Source organism: Bradyrhizobium sp. 1200_D9_N1_1 (assembly GCF_052075915.1).
GTDB classification, from domain to species: Bacteria; Pseudomonadota; Alphaproteobacteria; order Rhizobiales; family Xanthobacteraceae; genus Bradyrhizobium; species Bradyrhizobium diazoefficiens.
The window spans coordinates 52,709-74,364 of record NZ_CP197226.1; the positions used below are offsets into that span (position 1 = coordinate 52,709).

The window sequence follows — 21,656 nt, forward strand, 5'->3', positions numbered from 1 at the left end:
ACTGTGCGGCAACGCACAACGACAACAAGATCAGGATTAGGACTGCTGAATGGTTGATACCAAGACCCCTGGCGACAAGAAGCTGAGCGTTCCGAGCAAGACGCTATCGCTCAAGCCGCGCGTCGAAACGGGCACCGTGCGCCAGAGCTTCAGCCACGGCCGGAGCAAGCAGGTCGTGGTCGAGAAGCGCGGCAAGCGCCGTATTGGCGACGGTCCCGAGCCGCACGCGCCCGAGGTGACCGCAAAGCCGGCGCCCGCCGCGCCTGCCCCGTCGCGCCCGGCTCCGCCGCCCGCCCCGCCGCGCAATGCCGGTTCCGGCGTGGTGCTGCGCACCCTGACCGAGGACGAGCGTTCGGCCCGTGCCAGCGCGCTGGCCGATGCCAAGCTGCGCGAAGTCGAGGAACGCCGCCAGGCCGAGGAAGAGGCCCAGCGCCGCGCTGTCCGCGAGGCCGCCGAACGCGCCGAGCGCGAAGCCGCCGAAGCCCGCCGCAAGGCCGAGGACGAGCGCCATCGCCACGAGGACGAAGCCAAGCGGAAGGCCGAGACCGAGGCCAAGAAGCGTTTTGGCGAGGGCGAGCAGCCGGCATCGGCCGCGCGTCCCGCGACCGCAGCGCCGGCCGCGCCCGCACCGCGCCCCGGCGCCCCCGCGGCACGGCCCGGAACCACGACGACCCGCCCGGGAACAACGACCGCGCGTCCTGCAACGACGACCGCGCAGCGTCCGGGTGCACCGGCAGGTCGCGGCCCCGCAGTTGCGGCCGAGCCGGACGAGGACGAGGCGCCGCGCCAGATCCGTCGCGGTCCCGGCGGCGCCGCGCGTCCCGCGCCGCCTCCCAAGACCACTCACAAGCCCGGCCCGCAGAAAGAGCGCGGCCGTCTCACGGTGGTCACCGCGCTCAACGCCGACGAGGTGCGCGAGCGCTCGATCGCCTCGTTCCGCCGCCGCACCCAGCGTCTGAAGGGCCATGCCTCGAACGAGCCGAAGGAAAAGCTCATCCGCGAGGTGATCATTCCGGAAGCGATCACGATCCAGGAGCTCGCCAACCGCATGGCCGAGCGCGCGGTCGACGTCATCCGCATGCTGATGAAGCAGGGCGCGATGCACAAGATCACCGACGTGATCGACGCCGACACCGCGCAGCTGATCGCCGAAGAGCTCGGTCACACCGTCAAGCGCGTCGCCGCGTCCGACGTTGAAGAAGGCCTGTTCGACCAGGTCGACGATTCCACCGACACCGAGACGCGTTCGCCCGTGGTGACCGTGATGGGTCACGTCGACCACGGCAAGACCTCGCTGCTCGACGCGCTCCGACATGCCAACGTGGTCTCCGGCGAAGCCGGCGGCATCACCCAGCATATCGGCGCCTATCAGGTGGTGTCGCCCGAAAGCGGCAAGAAGATCACCTTCATCGACACGCCCGGCCACGCCGCGTTCACCGCGATGCGCGCCCGCGGCGCCAAGGTCACCGACATCGTCGTGCTGGTGGTCGCGGCCGATGACGGCGTGATGCCGCAGACCGTCGAAGCCATCAACCACGCCAAGGCGGCGCGGGTGCCGATCATCGTTGCCATCAACAAGATCGACAAGCCCGATGCCAAGCCCGAGCGCGTGCGCACCGAGCTGCTCCAGCACGAAGTGCAGGTGGAATCCTTCGGCGGCGACGTCGTCGACGTCGAGGTGTCCGCCAAGAACAAGACCAATCTCGACAAGCTGCTCGAGATGATCGCGCTCCAGGCCGATATCCTCGACCTGAAGACCAATTCGGAGCGTCCGGCCGAAGGCACCGTGATCGAGGCCAAGCTCGACCGCGGCCGTGGCCCGGTCGCGACCGTGCTGGTTCAGCGCGGCACGCTCCGTGTCGGCGACATCATCGTTGCCGGCGCCGAGATGGGCCGCGTCCGCGCGCTGATCTCGGACCAGGGCGAGACGGTGCAGGAAGCAGGTCCGTCGGTGCCGGTCGAGGTGCTCGGCTTCAACGGTCCGCCGGAAGCCGGCGATCGCCTCGCCGTGGTCGAGAACGAAGCCCGCGCCCGCCAGGTCACGAGCTACCGCGCGCACCAGAAGCGCGAGAACGCGGCAGCCTCGATCTCCGGCATGCGCGGCTCGCTCGAGCAGATGATGTCGCAGCTGAAGACGGCGGGCCGCAAGGAATTCCCGCTGATCATCAAGGCCGACGTGCAGGGCTCGCTGGAAGCGATCCTCGGCTCGCTGGAGAAGCTCGGCACCGACGAAGTCGCCGCCCGCATTCTGCATGCCGGCGTCGGCGGTATCTCGGAGTCGGACGTGACGCTCGCGGAAGGCTTCAACGCCGCGATCATCGGCTTCTCGGTTCGTGCCAACAAGGAAGCCGCTGCGGCCGCCAAGCGCAACGGCATCGAGATCCGCTACTACAACATCATCTACGACCTCGTGGACGACGTGAAGAAGGCGATGAGCGGCCTGCTCGCGCCGACCTTGCGCGAGACCATGCTTGGCAATGCCGCGATCCTGGAGATCTTCAACATCTCCAAGGTCGGCAAGGTCGCCGGCTGCCGCGTCACCGACGGCACCGTGGAACGCGGCGCCAATGTGCGCCTGATCCGCGACAACGTCGTCGTGCACGAAGGCAAGCTGTCGACGCTGAAGCGCTTCAAGGACGAAGTGAAGGAAGTCCAGTCCGGTCAGGAATGCGGCATGGCCTTCGAGAACTATCACGACATGCGTGCCGGTGACGTGATCGAGTGTTATCGCGTGGAGACGATCCAGCGCTCCCTGTAAGTCCAAATCTTACCGAAGCGCCCGGATCTTTTTGAGCTGAAATAGCGGGAGTGAGATGGCCGGATTTTTTCCGGCCATCCGCGCCTCTTCGTTTCAACGGACAAATGACAATGCTCGTGTCCCAAACGCGGGCACGACGAGGTGATTTCCAGAATGCCGCGCCACCACCAGAAAAAAAGTTCCGCGTCCGGCGGAGGCTCGCAGCGCCAGTTGCGCGTCGGCGAGCAGGTTCGCCATGCGATGGCCGAGATTCTGGCGCAAGGCAACGTGCATGATGCGGACCTCGAAGGTCACATCGTCACCGTGCCGGAGGTGCGGATGTCCCCCGACCTGAAGCTCGCGACAATCTACGTGATGCCGCTCGGTGGCCGCGACACCGAGATCGTCATCGCTGCGCTCGAGCGCAACAAGAAATTCCTGCGCGGCGAAGTCGCGCGGCGCGTTAACCTGAAATTTGCACCTGACGTTCGCTTCCGCGTCGACGAGCGATTCGACGAAGCAGAACGGATCGAGAAGCTTTTGCGAACACCTGCGGTGCAGAAGGACCTGGAACAGGATCCGGATTCGGATCGGGAAGAAGAGCAATGACGATGGACCCGGCTCACGGCACGATCGGCGGCGAACAGGCCGATCAGCGCGACGTGCAGAAAAATAATTTTGCGGACATGGGCGGCAATTCCCAGCCGCACCAGGAGCCGCGCCGCGTCAACAACGATCCCCGCGCCAAGCAGCAGAAGGGCAACCAGGTTCGCCGCGACCGCCGCGACGTCCATGGCTGGGTCGTGCTCGACAAGCCGATCGGCATGACCTCGACGCAGGCCGTCGCCGTGCTCAAGCGCCTGTTCAACGCCAAGCGCGCCGGCCACGCCGGCACGCTCGATCCGCTCGCTTCCGGCGGCCTGCCGATTGCGCTCGGCGAAGCCACCAAGACGGTTCCCTTCGTCATGGACGGCCGCAAGCGCTACCAGTTCACCGTGTGCTGGGGCGAGGAGCGCGACACCGACGACATCGAGGGCCGGGTGACCGCGACCTCCGAGCTGCGCCCGACCCGGGAGGCCATCCTGGCGCTGTTGCCCCGCTTCACCGGGGTGATCGAGCAGATCCCGCCGCGCTATTCTGCGATCAAGATCCAGGGCGAGCGCGCCTATGACCTCGCCCGCGACGGCGAGGTCGTGGAGCTGGCTCCCCGCCCGGTCGAGATTCACCGATTAACCCTTGTGGATCAACCGGATAACGACCGGGCCGTGTTCGAGGCCGAATGCGGCAAGGGCACCTATGTCCGCGCGCTGGCCCGCGATATGGGCCGGATTCTCGGCACTTATGGCCATATCTGCGCGCTGCGGCGGACCCTGGTCGGCCCATTTGGCGAAAACGACATGATTCCGCTGGATCAGTTGGAGGCTTTGTGCGATAGAGCCGCGTCCGGCGAGGGCAGCCTCGCCGACGCGCTTTTGCCCGTTGAGACCGCGCTGGACGACATCCCGGCACTGGCCGTCACTCGGGCTGATGCGGCAAGGCTCCATCGGGGCCAGGCCGTTTTGTTGCGCGGACGGGATGCGCCCACTTGTAGCGGCACAGTCTATGTCACGGTGGCAGGCCGCCTTTTGGCGCTTGCCGAAGTCGGCAATGGCGAAATCATCCCCAAGCGTGTGTTCAACCTGACCGGCCTGACTGCCAGCCCCGGTCGCAACGAGAGAAATTGACGATGTCGATTGCCGCAGAACGCAAAGCGGAAGTCATCAAGACGAATGCCACCAAGGCCGGCGATACCGGCTCGCCCGAGGTTCAGGTCGCGATCCTGTCGGAACGCATCAACAACCTCACCAGCCATTTCAAGACCCACGTGAAGGACAACCATTCGCGTCGCGGTCTCTTGAAGCTGGTCTCGACCCGCCGCTCGCTCCTCGACTACCTCAAGAAGAGGGACGAGGCGCGCTACAAGGCACTGCTCGAGAAGCACAACATTCGTCGTTAAGTGTTCCTGCGCGCGCCACTGGCGCGCGTTTTCGCGCGTGGTTTCGAACGAAAGCGTTTGTTTGAAGGTTTTTGATCGAGGCTGCGTGCGCGTCGGATGCAAGCCCAAAGCGCGAAGAATCGCACTTTGGATTGTTGTTTGAGCATGATCTTTTCGGAAAACCGCTTCGCACTTTTCCGGATCATACTCGAGTGACGGCCAGCATCCGGGGCACGATCGGCGAAGACCGCAGTTCGGTGTTCGCGTTCGTGCCGACTGACAGTCCAGCAGCAATCCGGCGGCTGGGCACAACGGGCAAGGCGCCCGTATGACCCGAAAGGATGGACGCCATCCGAAATCCAAAAACCATGGCAGGATCGCAGGACGCTGATCATCCGCTCCGATCAGCGTCCCGCAATCTTGCGCATGGTTTTTGTTTTTCGAAGCGTCCCTCGTTTCGAGAACCCATGAAAGAAGACCTCTATGTTCAATAAGCATTCAGTCGAGATCGACTGGGGCGGACGCCCTCTCAAGCTCGAAACCGGCAAGATCGCCCGCCAGGCCGACGGCGCCGTCGTCGCCACCTATGGCGAGACCGTGGTGCTCGCCACCGTCGTCGCGGCGAAGGCGCCGCGCGAAGGCGTCGACTTCCTGCCGCTGACCGTCGACTACCAGGAGAAGACCTACGCCGCCGGCCGCATTCCCGGCGGCTATTTCAAGCGTGAGGGCCGTCCGACCGAGAAGGAGACGCTGGTCTCCCGCCTGATCGACCGCCCGATCCGTCCGCTGTTCGTCGACGGTTGGCGCAACGAGACCCAGGTGATCGCCACCGTGCTGTCGCACGACATGGAGAACGATCCCGATATCGTCGCGCTGGTGGCCTCGTCGGCTGCGCTGACCCTGTCGGGCGCTCCCTTCAAGGGTCCGATCGGCGCCGCGCGCGTCGGCTTCGTCAATGACGAATACGTGCTCAACCCGACGCTCGACGAGATGGTCGACACCCAGCTCGACCTCGTCGTCGCCGGCACGGCCGACGCCGTGCTGATGGTGGAATCGGAAGCCAAGGAACTGAACGAAGACATCATGCTCGGCGCGGTGATGTTCGGTCACCGCCACTTCCAGCCGGTGATCAACGCGATCATCGAGCTCGCCGAGAAGGCCGCCAAGGAGCCGCGCGAAGTCACCGTCATCGACAATGCCGCGCTCGAGAAGGAAATGCTCGGCCTCGTCGAGCAGGAACTGCGCGCCGCCTACGCCATTCCGGTCAAGCAGGATCGCTACGCCGCGGTCGGCAAGGTCAAGGAAAAGGTGATCGCCCATTATTTCCCCGAAGGGCAGGAACCGAAATACGACAAGCTGCGCATCGCCGGCGTGTTCAAGGAGCTCGAGGCCAAGATCGTTCGCTGGAACATCCTCGACACCGGCAAGCGCATCGACGGCCGCGACTCCAAGACCGTGCGCAACATCATCGCCGAAGTCGGCGTGCTGCCGCGCGCCCACGGCTCGGCGCTGTTCACCCGCGGCGAGACCCAGGCGATGGTCGTGACCACGCTCGGCACCGGCGAGGACGAGCAGTACATCGACGCGCTGTCGGGAACGTACAAAGAGACGTTCCTGCTGCACTACAACTTCCCTCCCTATTCGGTCGGTGAGACCGGCCGCCTCGGCGGCACCAAGCGCCGCGAGATCGGCCATGGCAAGCTCGCCTGGCGCGCGATCCACCCGGTGCTGCCGCCGCATCACGAGTTTCCGTACACGATCCGCGTGGTCTCCGAGATCACCGAATCCAACGGCTCCTCGTCGATGGCTTCGGTCTGCGGCGCCTCGCTCGCGCTGATGGACGCCGGCGTGCCGCTGAAGCGGCCGACCGCGGGCATCGCAATGGGCCTGATCCTCGAAGACAAGCGCTTTGCGGTTCTCTCCGACATCCTCGGTGACGAGGATCATCTCGGCGACATGGACTTCAAGGTCGCCGGCACGGAATCGGGCATCACCTCGCTCCAGATGGACATCAAGATCGAGGGCATCACCGAGGAGATCATGAAGGTCGCTCTCGGCCAGGCCAAGGATGGGCGTATCCACATCCTCGGCGAGATGGCCAAGGCGCTGACCAACGCCCGCGCCGAGCTCGGCGAATACGCGCCGCGCATCGAGACCTTCAAGATCCCGACCGACAAGATCCGCGAAGTGATCGGCACCGGCGGCAAGGTGATCCGCGAGATCGTCGAGAAGACCGGCGCCAAGGTCAACATCGAGGACGACGGCACCGTGAAGGTCGCCTCCAGCGACGGCGAGGCGATGAAGGCCGCGATCAAGTGGATCAAGTCGATCGCGTCCGAGCCCGAAGTCGGCCAGATCTATGACGGCACCGTCGTCAAGGTGATGGAGTTCGGCGCCTTCGTGAACTTCTTCGGCTCCAAGGACGGTCTCGTTCACATCAGCCAGCTCGCTTCGGCGCGCGTGCAGAAGACCTCCGACGTCGTCAAGGAAGGCGACAAGGTCAAGGTCAAGCTGCTCGGCTTCGACGACCGCGGCAAGACCCGCCTGTCGATGAAGGTGGTCGACCAGACCACCGGCGAGGACCTCGAGGCCAAGGACAAGGTCGCCGAGGGCGAGAAGGCCCCGCGCGAAGCGGCCGGCGAGTAAGTCTCGCACCAGTCCAGAAAAACGAAGGGCGGCCGAGAGGCCGCCCTTTTTGTTTGTGTTCGTGCTCGCCCCGGGAGAGCTGCGCTCGCTCTCCCGCTTGCGGGAGAGGGCTGGGGTGAGCCCGCGCCTTCGGCGCGACCTCTCCCGCAAGCGGGAGAGGTGTAACACCGCCTTACGCCGCGAGATCGAACCGGTCGAGGTTCATCACCTTGGTCCAGGCCTTGGCGAAGTCCTTCACGAACTGCTCCTTGGAGTCCGAGGTGGCATAGACCTCGGCGTAGGCGCGGAGCTGCGAGTGCGCGCCGAAGATGAGATCGGCGCGCGTGCCGGTCCACTTCACCGCGTTGGTCTTGCGGTCGCGAGCCTCGTAGGTGCCGTCGGCCGCCGGCGCCCACTGCGTGCTCATGTCGAGCAGGTTGACGAAGAAGTCGTTGCTCAGCGCACCCACCTTCGCGGTGAGGACGCCGTGCTTCGAACCGTTCGCATTGGCACCGAGCACGCGCAGACCGCCGACCAGCACGGTCAACTCGGGTCCGGTGAGCTTCAGAAGCTGTGCGCGATCGACGAGCGCTTCTTCCTGCTGCAGGAACTGCTGCCGCTTGCCGACGTAGTTGCGGAAACCATCGGCGCGCGGCTCCAGCGGCGCGAAGGAAGCCGCATCCGTCTGCTCCTGCGAGGCGTCCATGCGGCCCGGCGTGAACGCGACCTTGACGTCGACGCCGGCGTCCTTCGCGGCCTTCTCGACCGCGGCGGTGCCGCCGAGGACGATCAGGTCGGCGAGCGAGACCTTCTTCGCGCCGGCCGAGGCGTTGAACTCCTTCTGGATCGCTTCGAGCTTGCCGAGCACCTTCGAGAGCTGAGCCGGCTGGTTCACCTCCCAGTCCTTCTGCGGGCTGAGACGAATGCGCGCGCCGTTGGCGCCGCCGCGCTTGTCCGAACCGCGGAACGTCGAGGCCGACGCCCATGCGGTCGAGACCAGCTCCGGCACCGAGAGGCCCGAGGCCAGGATCTTCGTCTTCAGCGCAGCGATGTCCTGATCGCTGACCAGCTCGTGATTCACGGCCGGGATCGGATCCTGCCAGATCAGCGTCTCCTTCGGCACCAGCGGGCCGAGATAGCGCTGGATCGGACCCATGTCGCGATGGGTGAGCTTGAACCAGGCGCGGGCGAATGCATCCGCGAACTGATCCGGGTTCTCCAGGAAGCGCCGCGAGATCTTCTCATAGGCCGGATCGAGGCGCAGCGAGAGGTCGGTGGTCAGCATCGTCGGCCGGTGCTTCTTCGACTTGTCGAAGGCGTCGGGAATGATCGCCTCGGCACCCTTGGCCGTCCACTGGTTCGCGCCGCCCGGGCTCTTCGTCAGCTCCCATTCGTACTTGAACAGGTTCTCGAAGAAGTTGTTGCTCCACTTCGTCGGCGTCGTCGTCCATGTCACCTCGAGTCCGCTGGTGATGGAATCGCCCGCCAGGCCCGAAGCGTGCTTGCTCTTCCAGCCGAGCCCCTGATCCTCGAGTGCGCCCGCTTCCGGCTCCGGTCCGACCAGCGACGGATCGCCCGCACCATGGGTCTTGCCGAAGGTATGACCGCCGGCGATCAGCGCGACGGTTTCCTCGTCGTTCATCGCCATGCGGAAGAAGGTCTCGCGGATGTCCTTTGCCGCGGCGATCGGGTCCGGCTTGCCGTTCGGGCCTTCCGGATTGACGTAGATGAGGCCCATCTGCACCGCGCCGAGCGGCTCGGCGAGCTGGCGCTCGCCGCTGTAGCGCTCATCGCCCAGCCAGGTGCCTTCGGGACCCCAATAGAGCTCTTCCGGCTCCCAGACGTCGGCGCGGCCACCGGCGAAACCGAACGTCTTGAAGCCCATCGACTCCAGCGCGACATTGCCCGCGAGCACCATCAAATCGGCCCAGGAGATCTTGCGGCCGTATTTCTGCTTGATCGGCCAGAGCAGCCGGCGCGCCTTGTCGAGGTTGGCGTTGTCGGGCCAGCTGTTGAGCGGCGCGAAACGCTGCTGACCGGCACCGGCGCCGCCACGGCCATCGGTGATGCGATACGTGCCCGCGCTGTGCCAGGCCATGCGGATCATCAGGCCGCCATAATGACCGAAGTCGGCGGGCCACCACTCCTGCGAGTCCGTCATCAGAGCGGTCAGGTCCTTGATGACCGCGTTCAGGTCGAGCGTCTTGAATTCCTTGGCGTAGTCGAATTCCTCGCCCATCGGATCGGACAGGCCGGAATTCTTGTGCAGCATCTCGATGCTGAGCTGGGTTGGCCACCAATCGCGGTTCGCCGGCACGCGTTTTCCACCCGAAAACGGGCACTTTGAAGTGTCGTCCATGAATACCTCCTCTGGTGGCGTCGAACTCGCGCCTTTGACCAGGTAGAACCACTCTAAGCCCCGCATTCCATCAGGGGAAGTTGACTTTAATGATCGCTGCGATAGGATTTTCTGATGGTCAACGTGACGATGCGCCAGCTCCGGTATTTCGACGCGCTGGCGCGTCACGGCCATTTCGGGCGCGCGGCGGAGGCGAGCTCGATCTCGCAGCCGGCCCTGTCGATGCAGATCAAGGAACTGGAGGAGGCGCTCGGCGGCCTGCTGCTAGAGCGCACCGCCCGGCAGGTCGCGCTGACGCGGTTCGGCGAAGAGCTCGCCCCCCGCGTCCGCGACATCCTGCGCTCGGTCGATGAGCTCGGCGATTTCGCGCGGGCGTCGCAGGACCGCTTCGCCGGCCGACTGCGCATCGGCATGATTCCGACGATCGCGCCGTATTTGCTGCCCAAGATCACCAAGAATCTCACGCGCATGCATCCGGAACTCGACATCCGCGTGCGCGAGACGATGACGCCGCGGCTGATCCAGGAACTGGTCGAAGGCCGGCTCGACACCGCCATCGTCGCACTGCCGGTGTCCGAGCCCTCGCTCACCGAAGTTGCCCTGTTCGAGGAGAAATTCCTGCTGGTGCGGCCGGGCGCGGATGAGGGAACGCCCGCACCCTCGCGCGAGATGATGCGGGAGATGCGGCTCCTGCTGCTCGAGGAGGGACACTGCTTCCGCGACCAGGCGCTGTCCTTCTGCAACATGCAATCGGCGCCGCCGCGCGAGATGCTGGATGCGAATTCGCTGTCGACGCTGGTCCAGATGGTCAGCGCCGGCATCGGTGTCACCTTGATCCCGGAGATGGCGGTGCCGGTGGAGACGCGATCGGCCTCGGTCTCGCTCACGCGCTTTCGCGACCCGCAGCCCTCGCGCACCATCGGCATGGTCTGGCGCAAGACCAGCCCGCTGGCGCGGCAGCTGCTGCAGATTTCCGAGGTGGTGTGCCTGTCGGCCGGCAAGGTGCGCGCACGGCAATCCGTGCGCAGCCAACGGGCCTGACTTCCGATGCCGGCACCCGTCATCCGCCCCGCCCGCGCGGACGAATATGACGAGATCGCCCGCGTCTGGATGGAGAGCTGGGTCTCGACCGGGCTTGCCGAGGCGAGTGAATTCCTGCTGGCAAACCTGCGCGCACGCATCAGGCGCGAGATCGAGAACGGCTGGAGCCTGTTCGTCGCCGACGACAACGGCGCCATCGCCGCGATGCTCGCACTGCATCTGCCCAAACTCTATCTCGATATGCTCTTTGTCGGGCCCGCCTATCAGGGGCAATCCCTCGGACGAAAACTGCTCGCCTTCACGCGCACGCAAATGCCTGACGAGATGTACCTGCGCTGTGTGCGCGAAAACGAAAAGGCCTGGCGCTGGTACGAGCGCGAAGGCTTTGTGTTTGAGAAGGAAAAGGTCGAACCGTCGAACGGGTTCGTGATGAAGTATTACCGTTGGAAGCGGCCGGCTGCGGGATAGACCACGATCTCTGGATGCAGCTTGCGGTTGTCACGATCCCCACCTAGTGTGGCGGGACCGATGACCCCTGCTCCCGGAATCCATGCTTCGCATTGCTGTCTCGCTGATCGCGCTCCTGTCCCTTCTGACCCCGGCAGTCGCACAAACTCCTCCCGCAACAACAGCGCCCGTCGCTCAGTCCGCACCACAGGCAAAGCCGGTTGCCAAGAAAGCGGCGCCGAGGGCCAAGCCGACTGCGAAGCCGCCGGTCGCGGCAGAGAGCGGCCCGTGTCGGCTCGGTGTGATCTCGGTGATCGGAGATCGCTACTCCGTACAGAAATTTGGCATTACGATCTTCGAGGCTGAGGCAAGCGAGGTCCCGATCGACTGGGGCCTCGACGATCTCGTCTTCGCACGGGTGCGCGCGGCAACGAATAACGATCCCGGGGTACGTAGGATCGCCTATCCCAAGGGCGTCTTCGAGCCCTTCTATAATCCGAAAACGATCCTGATCCGCGATCCCGGAGAGCGTCTGCCGGACATCGTACGAAGCTTCACCGCGAATGCGAATTGCGAGCGCTATCTTGTCGCAACCACGTTCAAGGCGGAGCTGCCAAATTCGCACATGACGCTAAACGGCATCGGCACTTACAATCAGGGGGTCGGCGGCATCCTCCGTCACTCGCATCTTTTCGCCAATGTTGCGATCACACTGATCGACGGAAGGAGCTACGAGGAGATCAAGCGCCCCTTTGTGAATTTCGGCGCTAACTTCGCTGCGAGTCTGCGACTGACCGAAGACCCACTCAACAAGCTCGACAACTCGCTATTTCCCGACCCACCCGCGGCAGCTTCCGCCAGCGCGGCGCTGCGCGAGAGGACGCGCGCGCTCATCACCGACAGGCTCGACCGGGGCCTGCCGGGCTATCTAAAGGAAGAGTAAGCGCCTTTGCCGACGCGACACGCCAGAGAATCAAATTTCGCTGCGCTTGCGAACACAGCCGTGTTCAGCATCATGACCCTGCTGTTCGTCGTCGCGATCATCCTGTGGTGTTTTTCAACTCAGGCGCGGGCACAAGCCCAATTGGAGACGGCACGACCAACCGTCAAACAAGCCATCGGCAAGATAACCACGCGGCGTGAAGCGACGGGCAAGCCCGCTCCCGTGGCCGGCGGCTCGTGCGACTTCGGTGTCGTGGTCACCACCGGCGATGAGTTCACCGTGCTGACGATCGGCCTCACCGTATTCCAGAACAAGACGATGGTGGTCCCGATCCCAGGCTGGGGGCTCAACGATCTGATCTTCGCGCGGACTCGCGCCGCGATCCCTGCCGGCGTGTCCGTTCTGAGAATCCCCTACAACCCAGCGAAATTTCCTCCCCGCGATGAGTCCAAGGACACATTGAAGGACAGGCTGTTCCGCGATCTCAACGCGGAGCTGGCCGGATACATGCGCGAGGTCGCGAAAGGAACGAATTGCCGGCACTACATTCAGGTCCTCAATTCAGTCAGCCCTATCGGGACATCGAACTATACGGTCCGCGGGTTCGGCATCCTCAACCAGGATGTAGTGCTAGGGCGTCGCATCTATCTTTATGCCCTGGCGTTTATCCGCATCTTTGACGGGCGCGACTTCTCCGTTGTCAGACAGAGCTCTGCGCTGATCAACGTGCATCATTCCCTGGTGGTGCAGCGGCTTCTGGGGAGGCAAATCGGCGGCCCCTATCGCGAATTACCCGCAGAATCGTTTCCAACGCGCCCTGAAGATGCCGCCGACAATCCCGCACTGCGCGACGGCGTGCGCGCCATGCTGGCGGAAAGCCTCGACAAAACGCTTCCGCTCATGCTCGGGGTTCGACCAGCAGCGCGTCAAAGCGACACCAAGGAACGTTGACCCACATGTCGTTCGCGCCGCTTGCCTTCTGCCTAGGCGTATTGCGTTGCGGATACACGGCAAACGCGACATGAATTGCGCGCTGTTGGCCTTCCGCCGATGAAAGGTTCCCCCCATGATCAAGCTCTATTGGTCGCCCCGTTCTCGCTCGTTCACGACGCTCTGGCTGATGGAGGAGAGCGGCCTGCCCTATGAGCGCGTACTGACCGACATCTCGACCGGTGCGCAGAAGGCGCCGGACTATTTGAAGGTCAACCCGATGGGCAAGGTGCCGGCGCTCAGCGACGGCGACGCTGCGCTCGGCGAGGCCGCGGCGATCTGCGCCTATATCGCCGACCGCTATCCCGAGACCAAGCTTGCGCCCGCTGTGACCGATCCGCGCCGCGCGCGCTATCTGCAATGGCTGTTCTTCTCGCCGGGCTGCATCGAGCCCGCCATCATCCAGATCTTCACCAAGATCGAGATCCCGACCTCGACCGCGGCGTGGGGCAGCGCGACGCAGGTGTTCGACGTGCTGGAAGCTGCGCTCGCCAAGGGGCCGTGGATTCTTGGCGAGGAGTTTTCCGCCGCCGACATCACCGTCGGCTCCGGTCTGAACTTCGCGGTGCGCCTGTTCAAGATGGTGCCGTCGCGCCCGGCCTTCGATGCCTATCTGGCGCGCTGCATGGCGCGGCCGGCGTTCCAGCGCGCGGAGAAGATCGCGGCGGGTTAGAGCGTTTTCGAGCGAAGTGGATGCCGGTTCGCGTAAAGAAAACGCGACAAAACAAGAATCCGGCTCAAAGCCTGATCTTGAGGACGGCGAGCCCGGACTGCTGGAGCAATCCGGAGGATGTCGCCGCAAGGCCGTAGCGGAGGCCGAGATCGAAACGGTTGTTGTCGGCCGCGACGATGCCCAGCGCGGTCGAGTAGATCCACGGCGACAGGGCAAGGCCGCCGGTCGTGAAGGTCTCGCCGCCGCCGGCAAACGCTGACTTGATCTGAAGTCCCTGATTCAGCGCGTTGTAGCCGACGCCGACATCGCCGGTAAGATAGACGTGCTGCGCGATCCTGTAGGCGCCCTTCAGCCCTGCCGTCAGCGTCAATTCGCGATAGGTTTGCGAATCCACATTGAGGCTGAAGCCGCCTGCGCCGCCTTCCTGATAGGCTGGCGAACGAACCTGTCCGTAGTCCAGCCGCAGCGACGGCGCGATCGCAAATCCAGACTCGATCGGGATCAGCTTGCGAACACCCACACCGGCGTGCCCGCTATAGGACCGATAGCCGGCCGCAGCCGTATTGTTGATGAACGTGAGCGAGCGGCTCTCGCCATTGTCATTCAACGCACCGTCGAGCTGGCCATCGACCTGAACGCCATGGCCGAGCGCATAGGCGCCGTAGAGTCCGGCCTGATAGGAATCGATGGCGAGCCGGTTCGGGACGGCATCCTCGCTGCCGGTGATCGTTTGATGCGAATAGGCGAACACGCCGCCGATCATCGCGCGCGTGGAGATTGTCGTGTCCGCGCCCACGGCAATGCCGCCGCCGGACGCGTTATAGCCGGGGACGCCATCCACACTGCCCTGCCGGACACTGCCGCCGAGCGGCTTCATCCAAAGATTCCGCTCAGGCGTTGCGCCCGCGTTCAGCCCGAGCACGTCGTCCAATCGTCCTGTCATCGCCTGCTGAAATGTGCGTTGCGTGGAATAGGTCGCCTGCGACGCCGCGCCGGTGAGGACAGGCAAGGTCTGGTTGACGGCGTTGACGAGACCGGAGCCGCTGAGATTGTCGAGCGCGGTGAAGCCGGTCGCCATGCTGCCGGTCCAGCCGAGTGACGTCGCGGACAGGCGATAGAGCATATCCGCCGCGCCTAGGCCCGCACGGCTGTTCTGGGCCTGAAGCGTTTCGGCATAGGGCCGCACCAGGGAGAGATAGGCGATGCCGCCGGTCGGGTTGCCCGAGAGATCATAGCTGCTGACCAGCATCTGTGCGCCCGATGCGTCGCCGCTCGCAGCGCCATAGAGACTACTAAGAGTGCCCTTCGAGAGTGTGTTGAAGAGCACGTTGCCTTCCGGCGTCACCGACCCCAGCAGCGTGAAGTTCGCAGCACCGCTCCCCGCGGGCGCAATGCCGGCGCCCCAGAAATATCCGTTCTGGTAATTCGTGATGACGAAGCGACCGGGCGCGGACGTGCCGAACAGCGTGGAGCTGACGATCCGCCACGGCGTGCCCGACGTCCAGGCCCATTGCGGGACGGAGTTCGCCGGAACGGCCTGCGAGGCCGGCGGCGTGAAGGTCGCGGGATCGTAAGGAAGCATGTAGGCCCAATGCGTCACCAGCAGGCTGTCGCCCGTGATCATCTGCATTTCCATGCCGGTCACGCCGTTGACGGTTCGCATGTGGCCGAGGCCGACGGTCACTGCACCGCCCGCGGTCGGCGTGAACAGCATCGTGATCTGGCCCGCGGTCGTGACGAACCCCTGGATGGTCGAGGTATCGGTCAGCAGCGCCGGACCAAGCTTGAGCTGCGCCACGCTCGTTCCGGTGAAGGCGCCGTTGGTCGCGGTCGCCAGCGACCACAGCGTCTGGTCGCCGATCGGGATCGGATTGGAGAAGCCGGTCTTGGGCGCGGCGTAGGCCAGCAGCTGCGCTGTCGGCACGTACCAGTTCGTGTTGGAGAGGGTCGCATCCCAGATCGCCGACTGCGCTACAGCGCGGGAGCTGCCGCAAACCAGCATCGCACCGGCAACAGACGCCAGCACGCCTACGCGACTGATCGCACGTATCCTCGGCAAGACCGCTCTCCCGAACCGCGGGATACGACCCCGCGGCGCCACCGGGCGCAGCAAACATTATTTCTATCGCCGAGTCTGCCCCATGATCGTGGGGTGCGAGGAAACGGTCGCGGCCTCAGGCGGCCTGCGAACGCTTTATTCCGACTTCAGATCGTCAGGCCTCGGCATCAGGACGATGTTGTAGCCGGAATCGACGTAGTGGATCTCGCCGGTCACGCCGCCGGACAGATCCGACAGCAGGTACAGCGCCGAACCGCCGAGCTCGTCGAGCGTGACGCCGCGGCGAAGCGGCGAGTGTTTTTGCATGAAGGCAAACATCGCGCGCGCCTCACCGATCCCCGAGCCGGCAAGCGTGCGGATGGGACCGGCGGAGACCGCGTTGACGCGGATGCCGCGCGGTCCGAAATCGGAGGCGAGGTAGCGCACGGAGGCTTCCAGCGCCGCCTTGGCCACGCCCATCACGTTGTAGTTCGGCATCGCGCGCTCCGAGGCGCCGAAGGTCAGCGTGATCATGCTGCCGCCCTCCGTCATCAGCTCGGCGGCACGTTTTGCGACCTCCGTGAACGAGAAGCAGGAGATCACCATGGTGCGCGAAAAATTCTCGCGGCTGGTGTCGGCGTAGCGGCCCTTCAGCTCGTTCTTGTCGGCGAAGCCGATCGCATGGATGACGAAATCGAGCTTGCCCCATTTTTCGCGCAGCACATCGAAGGTCGCGTCGACACTGGCGATGTCCTCGACGTCGCAAGGCAGCACCAGTTCGACGCCGAGCTGCTCCGCCAGTGGCTTGACTCGCTTGCCTAGGGCTTCGCCCTGGAAGGTGAAGGCAAGCTCGGCGCCATGGGCATGCAGCGTCTTCGCCATGCCCCAGGCAATCGAATGATCATTGGCGATGCCCATGATCAGACCGCGCTTGCCCTTCATCAAACCTTCCATGTCAGCCGTCGCTCCTATTTTCGACGTCATCGCCCGCGCAGGCGGGCGATCCAGTATCCAGAGACCGTCGTGATAAATGGAGAAGCCGCGGCATACTGGATGCCCCGCCTTCGCGGGGCATGACAAAATCAGAGATCACACGTCCAGCCGGCTGAACACCAGCGTGGCGTTGGTGCCGCCGAAACCGAAGGAGTTCGACAGCACGGTGCCGATTTTGACGTTGTCGATTCGCTTGCGCACGATCGGCATGTCGGCGAACACGGGATCGAGCTCCTGGATGTGCGCACTCTCGCAGATGAAGCCGTTGTTCATCATCAGCAGCGAGTAGATCGCCTCCTGGACGCCGGTGGCGCCCAGCGAATGGCCGGTCAGCGCCTTGGTCGCCGAGATCGGCGGGCACTTCTCGCCGACGCCGAACACCTTGCGGAGCGCCTCGATTTCCGGCGGATCGCCTGCCGGCGTCGAGGTCGCGTGCGGATTGATGTAGTCGACCTTGGTCTTCACCGTCGACATCGCCATGCGCATGCAGCGCTCGGCGCCCTCGCCCGACGGCGCGACCATATCGTAGCCGTCCGAGGTCGCGCCATAGCCGACGATCTCGCCGTAGATGCGCGCGCCGCGCGCCTTGGCATGTTCGAGCTCTTCCAACACCAGCACGCCGGCGCCACCGGCGATCACGAAGCCGTCGCGGTTGACGTCGTAGGGACGCGAGGCGGTCGCGGGCGTGTCGTTGTACTTCGACGACATCGCGCCCATCGCGTCGAACAGCACCGACAGCGACCAGTCCAGCTCCTCGCAGCCGCCGGCGAAGATGATGTCCTGCTTGCCGATCTGGATCGTCTCATAGGCATTGCCGACGCAATGGTTCGAGGTCGCACAGGCCGAGGAGATCGAATAATTCACGCCCTTGATCTTGAACCAGGTCGCGAGCGTCGCGGACGCCGTGGACGACATCGCCTTCGGCACTGCAAACGGTCCGACGCGCTTCGGGCCCTTGGTGCGGGTGATGTCGGCGGATTCGACGATGGTGCGGGCGGACGGTCCGCCGGAGCCCATGATGATGCCGGTGCGGATGTTGGAGACGTCTTCGGGCGACAGACCGGAGTCCAGGATCGCCTGTTCCATCGCGATGTGATTCCAGGCCGCGCCCTGGCCGAGGAAGCGCATCGCGCGGCGGTCGACGACCGTCGCAGGGTCGAGCGTCGGCGCACCTTGCACCTGCGAACGGAAGCCGAGCTCGGCATATTTCTCAGCCCGCGAAATGCCCGACTTCGCCTCGTGAAGGCTCGCAAGCACTTCCTGGGTGTTGTTTCCGATGGACGAGACGATGCCCATCCCGGTGACCACAACCCGCCTCATGACAGCCTCGCCTAAATCGTTGTCTTTCTTTGTGATGCGTTCAGCCCAGGCTCGTGCCCTGCTTGAACAGGCCGACCTTCAGATCCTTCGCGCGATAGATAATCTGGTCATCGACCGAAAGCCACCCGTCGGCGATACCGAGCACGAGCTTTGCCCGCATCACGCGCTTGATATCGACGTTGTACACAACCTTGCGGGCCTCGGGCAGCACCTGGCCGCTGAACTTCAGCTCGTTCAGGCCAAGCGCGCGACCGCGACCTTCACCGCCGCTCCAGCCCAGGTAAAAACCGACCATTTGCCACAGCGCATCGAGGCCGAGGCAGCCGGGCATCACCGGATCGTTCTTGAAATGGCAGCCGAAGAACCAGAGGTCGGGCTTCACGTCGAGCTCGGCGCGCACCAGGCCCTTGCCGAATTCGCCGCCATTGTCGTTGATGTCCGTGATGCGGTCGAACATCAGCATCGGCGGCAGCGGCAGCTGGGCATTGCCCGGGCCGAACATCTCGCCGCGGGCACATGCCAGCAGATCTTCGTATTCGTAACCGTTGCGCCTGTTCAGCATGCATGTGCCTCTGTTCAAAGTCCGATTGAGCGACGTTTTTTGGCGAAAATGGGCCCCGTCCCGGTCGGAGAGTAACGCCAATTGCCATCGTCAGGCGCAACTCCCACAAGCCCCGATGGACTGCGGACCGGGCCTCGATGCCCGGGTGCACCAAAATCGGCTAAGCGGAACCGCGCGCTCTCTAACACAGGCCATTTCGGTGGCAAAGCGCTCTCATGAAGGTAAAATGACGGGCTCCTCGCTCGGTTCCACTCCGATTAGAACCTCTCTAGTTGCGAGAAACTTGCATCTGCATCTATCTGTTCTTATATTGCAGGGAGTTATTGTTCACGCGTGCCCGAAATCTGGAAATGAGCGAGAATACCGCGCCCCATCACGACGACGACGTCCATGCCGCGGCCCTCCTGTCCGGCCGCCAGCCGGCTTTGACCGGCTGCCCGTGGCACGACGTTAACGAAATGCTCCAGTCCGCCGGGCTCCGCCCGACGCGGCAGCGCATGGCGCTGGGCTGGCTCCTGTTCGGCAAGGGTGCTCGCCACCTTACGGCTGAAATGCTGTACGAGGAAGCCACGCTGGCCAAGGTTCCAGTGTCGCTGGCGACCGTCTACAACACGCTGAACCAGCTCACCGACGCCGGCCTGCTGCGCCAAGTCAGTGTCGACGGCACCAAGACCTATTTCGACACCAACGTCACCACGCACCACCACTATTACCTCGAGAACAGCCATGAGCTGGTCGACATCGAGGATCCGCATCTGGCGCTGTCCAAGATGCCGGAGGTGCCCGAGGGTTACGAGATCGCGCGCATCGACATGGTCGTGCGCCTGCGCAAGAAGCGCTGAGATCTATCCTAAACTGTTGATTTGGTCGTGATGGCCGGGCTTGTCCCGGCCATAATTGTTTACGCCGTCATTCCGGGGCGGTGCGTAGCACCGAACCCGGAATCTCGAGATCCCGGGTCTGGCGCTTCGCGCCATCCCGGGATGACGCCTGCAGCGTCAATTCACCTGCTCGTCCGAATACACGCCCCAGAGGCGTTCCTGCTGGATCCAGCCGTCAAAACCGTTGCCGGTGACGCGGCACCAGTTTGCGCTGCACTTCTTCACCTGGGTGACGACGCCGGCCTGGAGCTTGGCCGCAACCGCGCTGTCAGGATCGGCGCGGTCATAGATCGGCGCGAGCTCGTCCTTGTGCTTCATGGTGACGACCGCGGTGCGGCGGCCCGACAGCAGCGAGTGATAGACCCAGCCCTCGGCGCCTTCGGAATCGCGCACCCGGCGCCAGTTCTCGAACTCGGCTGTGATTTCGACCGGCAGGCCGGCGCGGGTATAGACCCAGGCCACGTCATTGTCCTTGGTCGGACCGGCACGGACGTTCACGTGATCCGACTTCAGGCTGACATAGCGCGGCACCGGGAGGCCGCTGGCGCTCTGGGGGGTGTTGTCCTTCGCCGAATGCGAGGGGCTGACCGAGGCGCTCAACCAGGTGCAAACGAGCGCCATCACCGAACAAAAACGCCCCAACGCCATCAACCCGTCTCCTGTCGAGGACCCGGCCGAGCCGGACCCTCACCCCAAAATTCCAAAATACCCTGCCGCGGTCGTCCCTGACCCGCCCCACGCGGGTGTTCCGCCAAGCCTTACCCCGTGGTTCTTGTCTTGGCCCGGCCTTCTGCTAGAGAGGACGGACGCTTGAACAACCAGTTTGGCCCGATTTTCCGGATGGAAATATCGGGAGAGCTTGAAGGAAACGCCGGGGACGACACGGCAAGGGCAGTGTCGAACAACCGGGTTAATGAGGCCTGAACGGCCGGCCTTTGGCGACAGAGGCGGGCTTGCCACGCCTCATGAGAGCAGGACATGTCGGTGAAGAAAAAGCCCCTCGTCGTGGTAACGCGCAAGCTGCCGGATTCGATCGAGACGCGGATGCGCGAGCTGTTCGACGCGCGGATCAATCTCGACGACACGCCGATGTCGGCCGACCAGATCGCGGAAGCCGCGCGCACCGCCGACGTGCTGGTTCCGACCGTCACCGACCACATCACCGCCGACATCGTCAACCAGCCCGACTGCAAGCTGCGCCTGATCGCCAATTTCGGCAACGGTGTCGACAATATCGATGTCGAGGCCGCGCATGCCCGCGGCATCACCGTCACAAACACGCCAAAGGTTTTGACCGAAGACACCGCCGACATGACCATGGCGCTGATCCTGGCCGTGCCTCGGCGGATGATCGAAGGCGCCTCGATCCTGACGGAAGGCAAGCCCTGGCCCGGCTGGTCGCCAACCTGGATGCTCGGCCACCGCATCGGCGGCAAGCGCCTCGGCATCATCGGCATGGGCCGCATCGGCCAGGCAGTGGCGCGCCGCGCCCGCGCCTTCGGCCTGCAGATTCACTATCACAACCGCCGCCCCGTGGCGCCGAAGATCGCCGAAGAGCTTGGCGCGACCTATTGGGAAAGCCTCGACCAGATGCTGGCGCGGATGGACATCCTCTCGGTGAACTGTCCGCACACGCCGGCGACCTATCACCTGCTCTCGGCGCGACGGCTGAAGCTGATCCGCAAGGACGCCTACATCGTCAACACTGCGCGCGGCGAGGTGACCGACGAGGACACGCTGATCAAGCTGATCGAAGGCGGCGAGATCGGCGGCGCCGGGCTCGACGTCTACGAGCACGAGCCCGCGGTGAACCCGAAGCTGGTGCGGCTGGCCAAAGCCGGCAAGGTGACGCTGCTGCCGCACATGGGCTCGGCCACGATCGAAGGCCGCGTCGAGATGGGCGAGAAGGTGATCATCAACATCCGCACCTTCCTCGACGCGCACAAGCCGCCGGATCGCGTGCTGCCGAGCATGCTCTGAGGCGCTGTGCGCCAGGGCTCGCAGACTTGAACGGAGCGGCCGGCAAACCGCGGCCGCCCCGAGCCAGTCACTGCCCCGGCAATCTGAGCAGC

At 64.4% G+C, this 21,656-nt stretch carries 18 protein-coding genes; 12 read left to right on the top strand and 6 right to left on the bottom strand.

Annotation, left to right across the window (positions count from 1 at the left end):
• Positions 1-49: 49 nt before the first annotated feature.
• The 5 genes from infB (at position 50) to pnp (ending at position 7,358) form a co-directional block, all read left to right on the top strand.
• A complete protein-coding gene (infB, locus tag AB5K84_RS00235) occupies positions 50-2,758 on the top strand; it encodes a translation initiation factor IF-2 (RefSeq protein WP_011083605.1) in 2,709 nt (902 codons plus the stop codon).
• A gap of 153 nt (positions 2,759-2,911) precedes the next feature.
• The gene (gene rbfA, locus AB5K84_RS00240) at positions 2,912-3,346 is read left to right on the top strand and encodes a 30S ribosome-binding factor RbfA (protein WP_011083604.1); all 435 of its coding nucleotides are present in this window, start codon (positions 2,912-2,914) and stop codon (positions 3,344-3,346) included.
• Entirely contained in the window at positions 3,343-4,461 is a 1,119-nt protein-coding gene (gene truB, locus AB5K84_RS00245; RefSeq protein ID WP_028172518.1) for a tRNA pseudouridine(55) synthase TruB, read from the top strand. The genes rbfA and truB overlap by 4 nt, the downstream gene beginning before the upstream one ends.
• Positions 4,462-4,463: 2 nt before the next feature.
• Positions 4,464-4,733, top strand: coding sequence for a 30S ribosomal protein S15 (gene rpsO, locus AB5K84_RS00250; protein ID WP_011083602.1), 270 nt, complete (start codon positions 4,464-4,466; stop codon positions 4,731-4,733).
• 462 nt (positions 4,734-5,195) lie between these two features.
• A complete protein-coding gene (pnp, locus tag AB5K84_RS00255) occupies positions 5,196-7,358 on the top strand; it encodes a polyribonucleotide nucleotidyltransferase (protein WP_011083601.1) in 2,163 nt (720 codons plus the stop codon).
• Positions 7,359-7,530: 172 nt separating this feature from the next.
• Here the strand turns inward: pnp and katG are convergent, their stop codons facing one another.
• Complete coding sequence (gene katG / locus AB5K84_RS00260; protein ID WP_038965161.1) at positions 7,531-9,696, bottom strand: catalase/peroxidase HPI; 2,166 nt, start codon at positions 9,694-9,696, stop codon at positions 7,531-7,533.
• A 114-nt stretch (positions 9,697-9,810) separates the two neighbouring features.
• Between katG and AB5K84_RS00265 the strand changes: the two genes are divergently transcribed.
• From AB5K84_RS00265 to AB5K84_RS00285, 5 genes are all read left to right on the top strand, one after another.
• Positions 9,811-10,737 carry a hydrogen peroxide-inducible genes activator gene (locus AB5K84_RS00265; RefSeq protein WP_011083599.1) on the top strand — a complete coding sequence of 309 codons (927 nt, stop codon included), beginning with the start codon at positions 9,811-9,813 and terminating at the stop codon, positions 10,735-10,737.
• Between the two features lie 6 nt (positions 10,738-10,743).
• Positions 10,744-11,205, top strand: coding sequence for a GNAT family N-acetyltransferase (locus AB5K84_RS00270; protein WP_011083598.1), 462 nt, complete (start codon positions 10,744-10,746; stop codon positions 11,203-11,205).
• A gap of 82 nt (positions 11,206-11,287) precedes the next feature.
• Positions 11,288-12,127: a hypothetical protein gene (locus AB5K84_RS00275; RefSeq protein ID WP_011083597.1), complete on the top strand. Its 840-nt coding sequence runs from the start codon at positions 11,288-11,290 to the stop codon at positions 12,125-12,127.
• 60 nt (positions 12,128-12,187) lie between these two features.
• Entirely contained in the window at positions 12,188-13,078 is an 891-nt protein-coding gene (locus tag AB5K84_RS00280) for a hypothetical protein (RefSeq protein WP_011083596.1), read from the top strand.
• 115 nt (positions 13,079-13,193) lie between these two features.
• On the top strand, positions 13,194-13,790 hold the full coding sequence (locus tag AB5K84_RS00285) for a glutathione S-transferase family protein (protein WP_011083595.1): 597 nt from the start codon (positions 13,194-13,196) through the stop codon (positions 13,788-13,790).
• 64 nt (positions 13,791-13,854) lie between these two features.
• On the opposite strand, the gene AB5K84_RS00290 is transcribed toward AB5K84_RS00285, so the two are convergent.
• The 4 genes from AB5K84_RS00290 to fabA form a co-directional block, all read right to left on the bottom strand.
• Complete coding sequence (locus tag AB5K84_RS00290) at positions 13,855-15,792, bottom strand: autotransporter family protein (protein ID WP_162494191.1); 1,938 nt, start codon at positions 15,790-15,792, stop codon at positions 13,855-13,857.
• Positions 15,793-15,984: 192 nt separating this feature from the next.
• A complete protein-coding gene (gene fabI / locus AB5K84_RS00295) occupies positions 15,985-16,782 on the bottom strand; it encodes an enoyl-ACP reductase FabI (RefSeq protein ID WP_011083593.1) in 798 nt (265 codons plus the stop codon).
• 135 nt (positions 16,783-16,917) lie between these two features.
• Positions 16,918-18,141 carry a beta-ketoacyl-ACP synthase I gene (gene fabB / locus AB5K84_RS00300; protein WP_011083592.1) on the bottom strand — a complete coding sequence of 408 codons (1,224 nt, stop codon included), beginning with the start codon at positions 18,139-18,141 and terminating at the stop codon, positions 16,918-16,920.
• A gap of 40 nt (positions 18,142-18,181) precedes the next feature.
• Positions 18,182-18,703, bottom strand: a complete 522-nt coding sequence (gene fabA, locus AB5K84_RS00305; RefSeq protein ID WP_011083591.1) for a bifunctional 3-hydroxydecanoyl-ACP dehydratase/trans-2-decenoyl-ACP isomerase — start codon at positions 18,701-18,703, stop codon at positions 18,182-18,184.
• A 350-nt stretch (positions 18,704-19,053) separates the two neighbouring features.
• On the opposite strand from fabA, the gene irrA reads away from it, so the two are divergent.
• Positions 19,054-19,545 carry an iron response transcriptional regulator IrrA gene (irrA, locus tag AB5K84_RS00310; protein ID WP_008131763.1) on the top strand — a complete coding sequence of 164 codons (492 nt, stop codon included), beginning with the start codon at positions 19,054-19,056 and terminating at the stop codon, positions 19,543-19,545.
• Positions 19,546-19,701: 156 nt separating this feature from the next.
• On the opposite strand, the gene AB5K84_RS00315 is transcribed toward irrA, so the two are convergent.
• A complete protein-coding gene (locus tag AB5K84_RS00315; protein WP_011083590.1) occupies positions 19,702-20,232 on the bottom strand; it encodes an SH3 domain-containing protein in 531 nt (176 codons plus the stop codon).
• A gap of 330 nt (positions 20,233-20,562) precedes the next feature.
• Here AB5K84_RS00315 and AB5K84_RS00320 point away from each other — a divergent pair, with 330 nt between their 5' ends.
• Positions 20,563-21,564 (top strand): 2-hydroxyacid dehydrogenase, encoded by a 1,002-nt coding sequence (locus AB5K84_RS00320; protein ID WP_011083589.1) that lies wholly within the window; start codon positions 20,563-20,565, stop codon positions 21,562-21,564.
• The last annotated feature ends 92 nt before the right edge of the window (positions 21,565-21,656 follow it).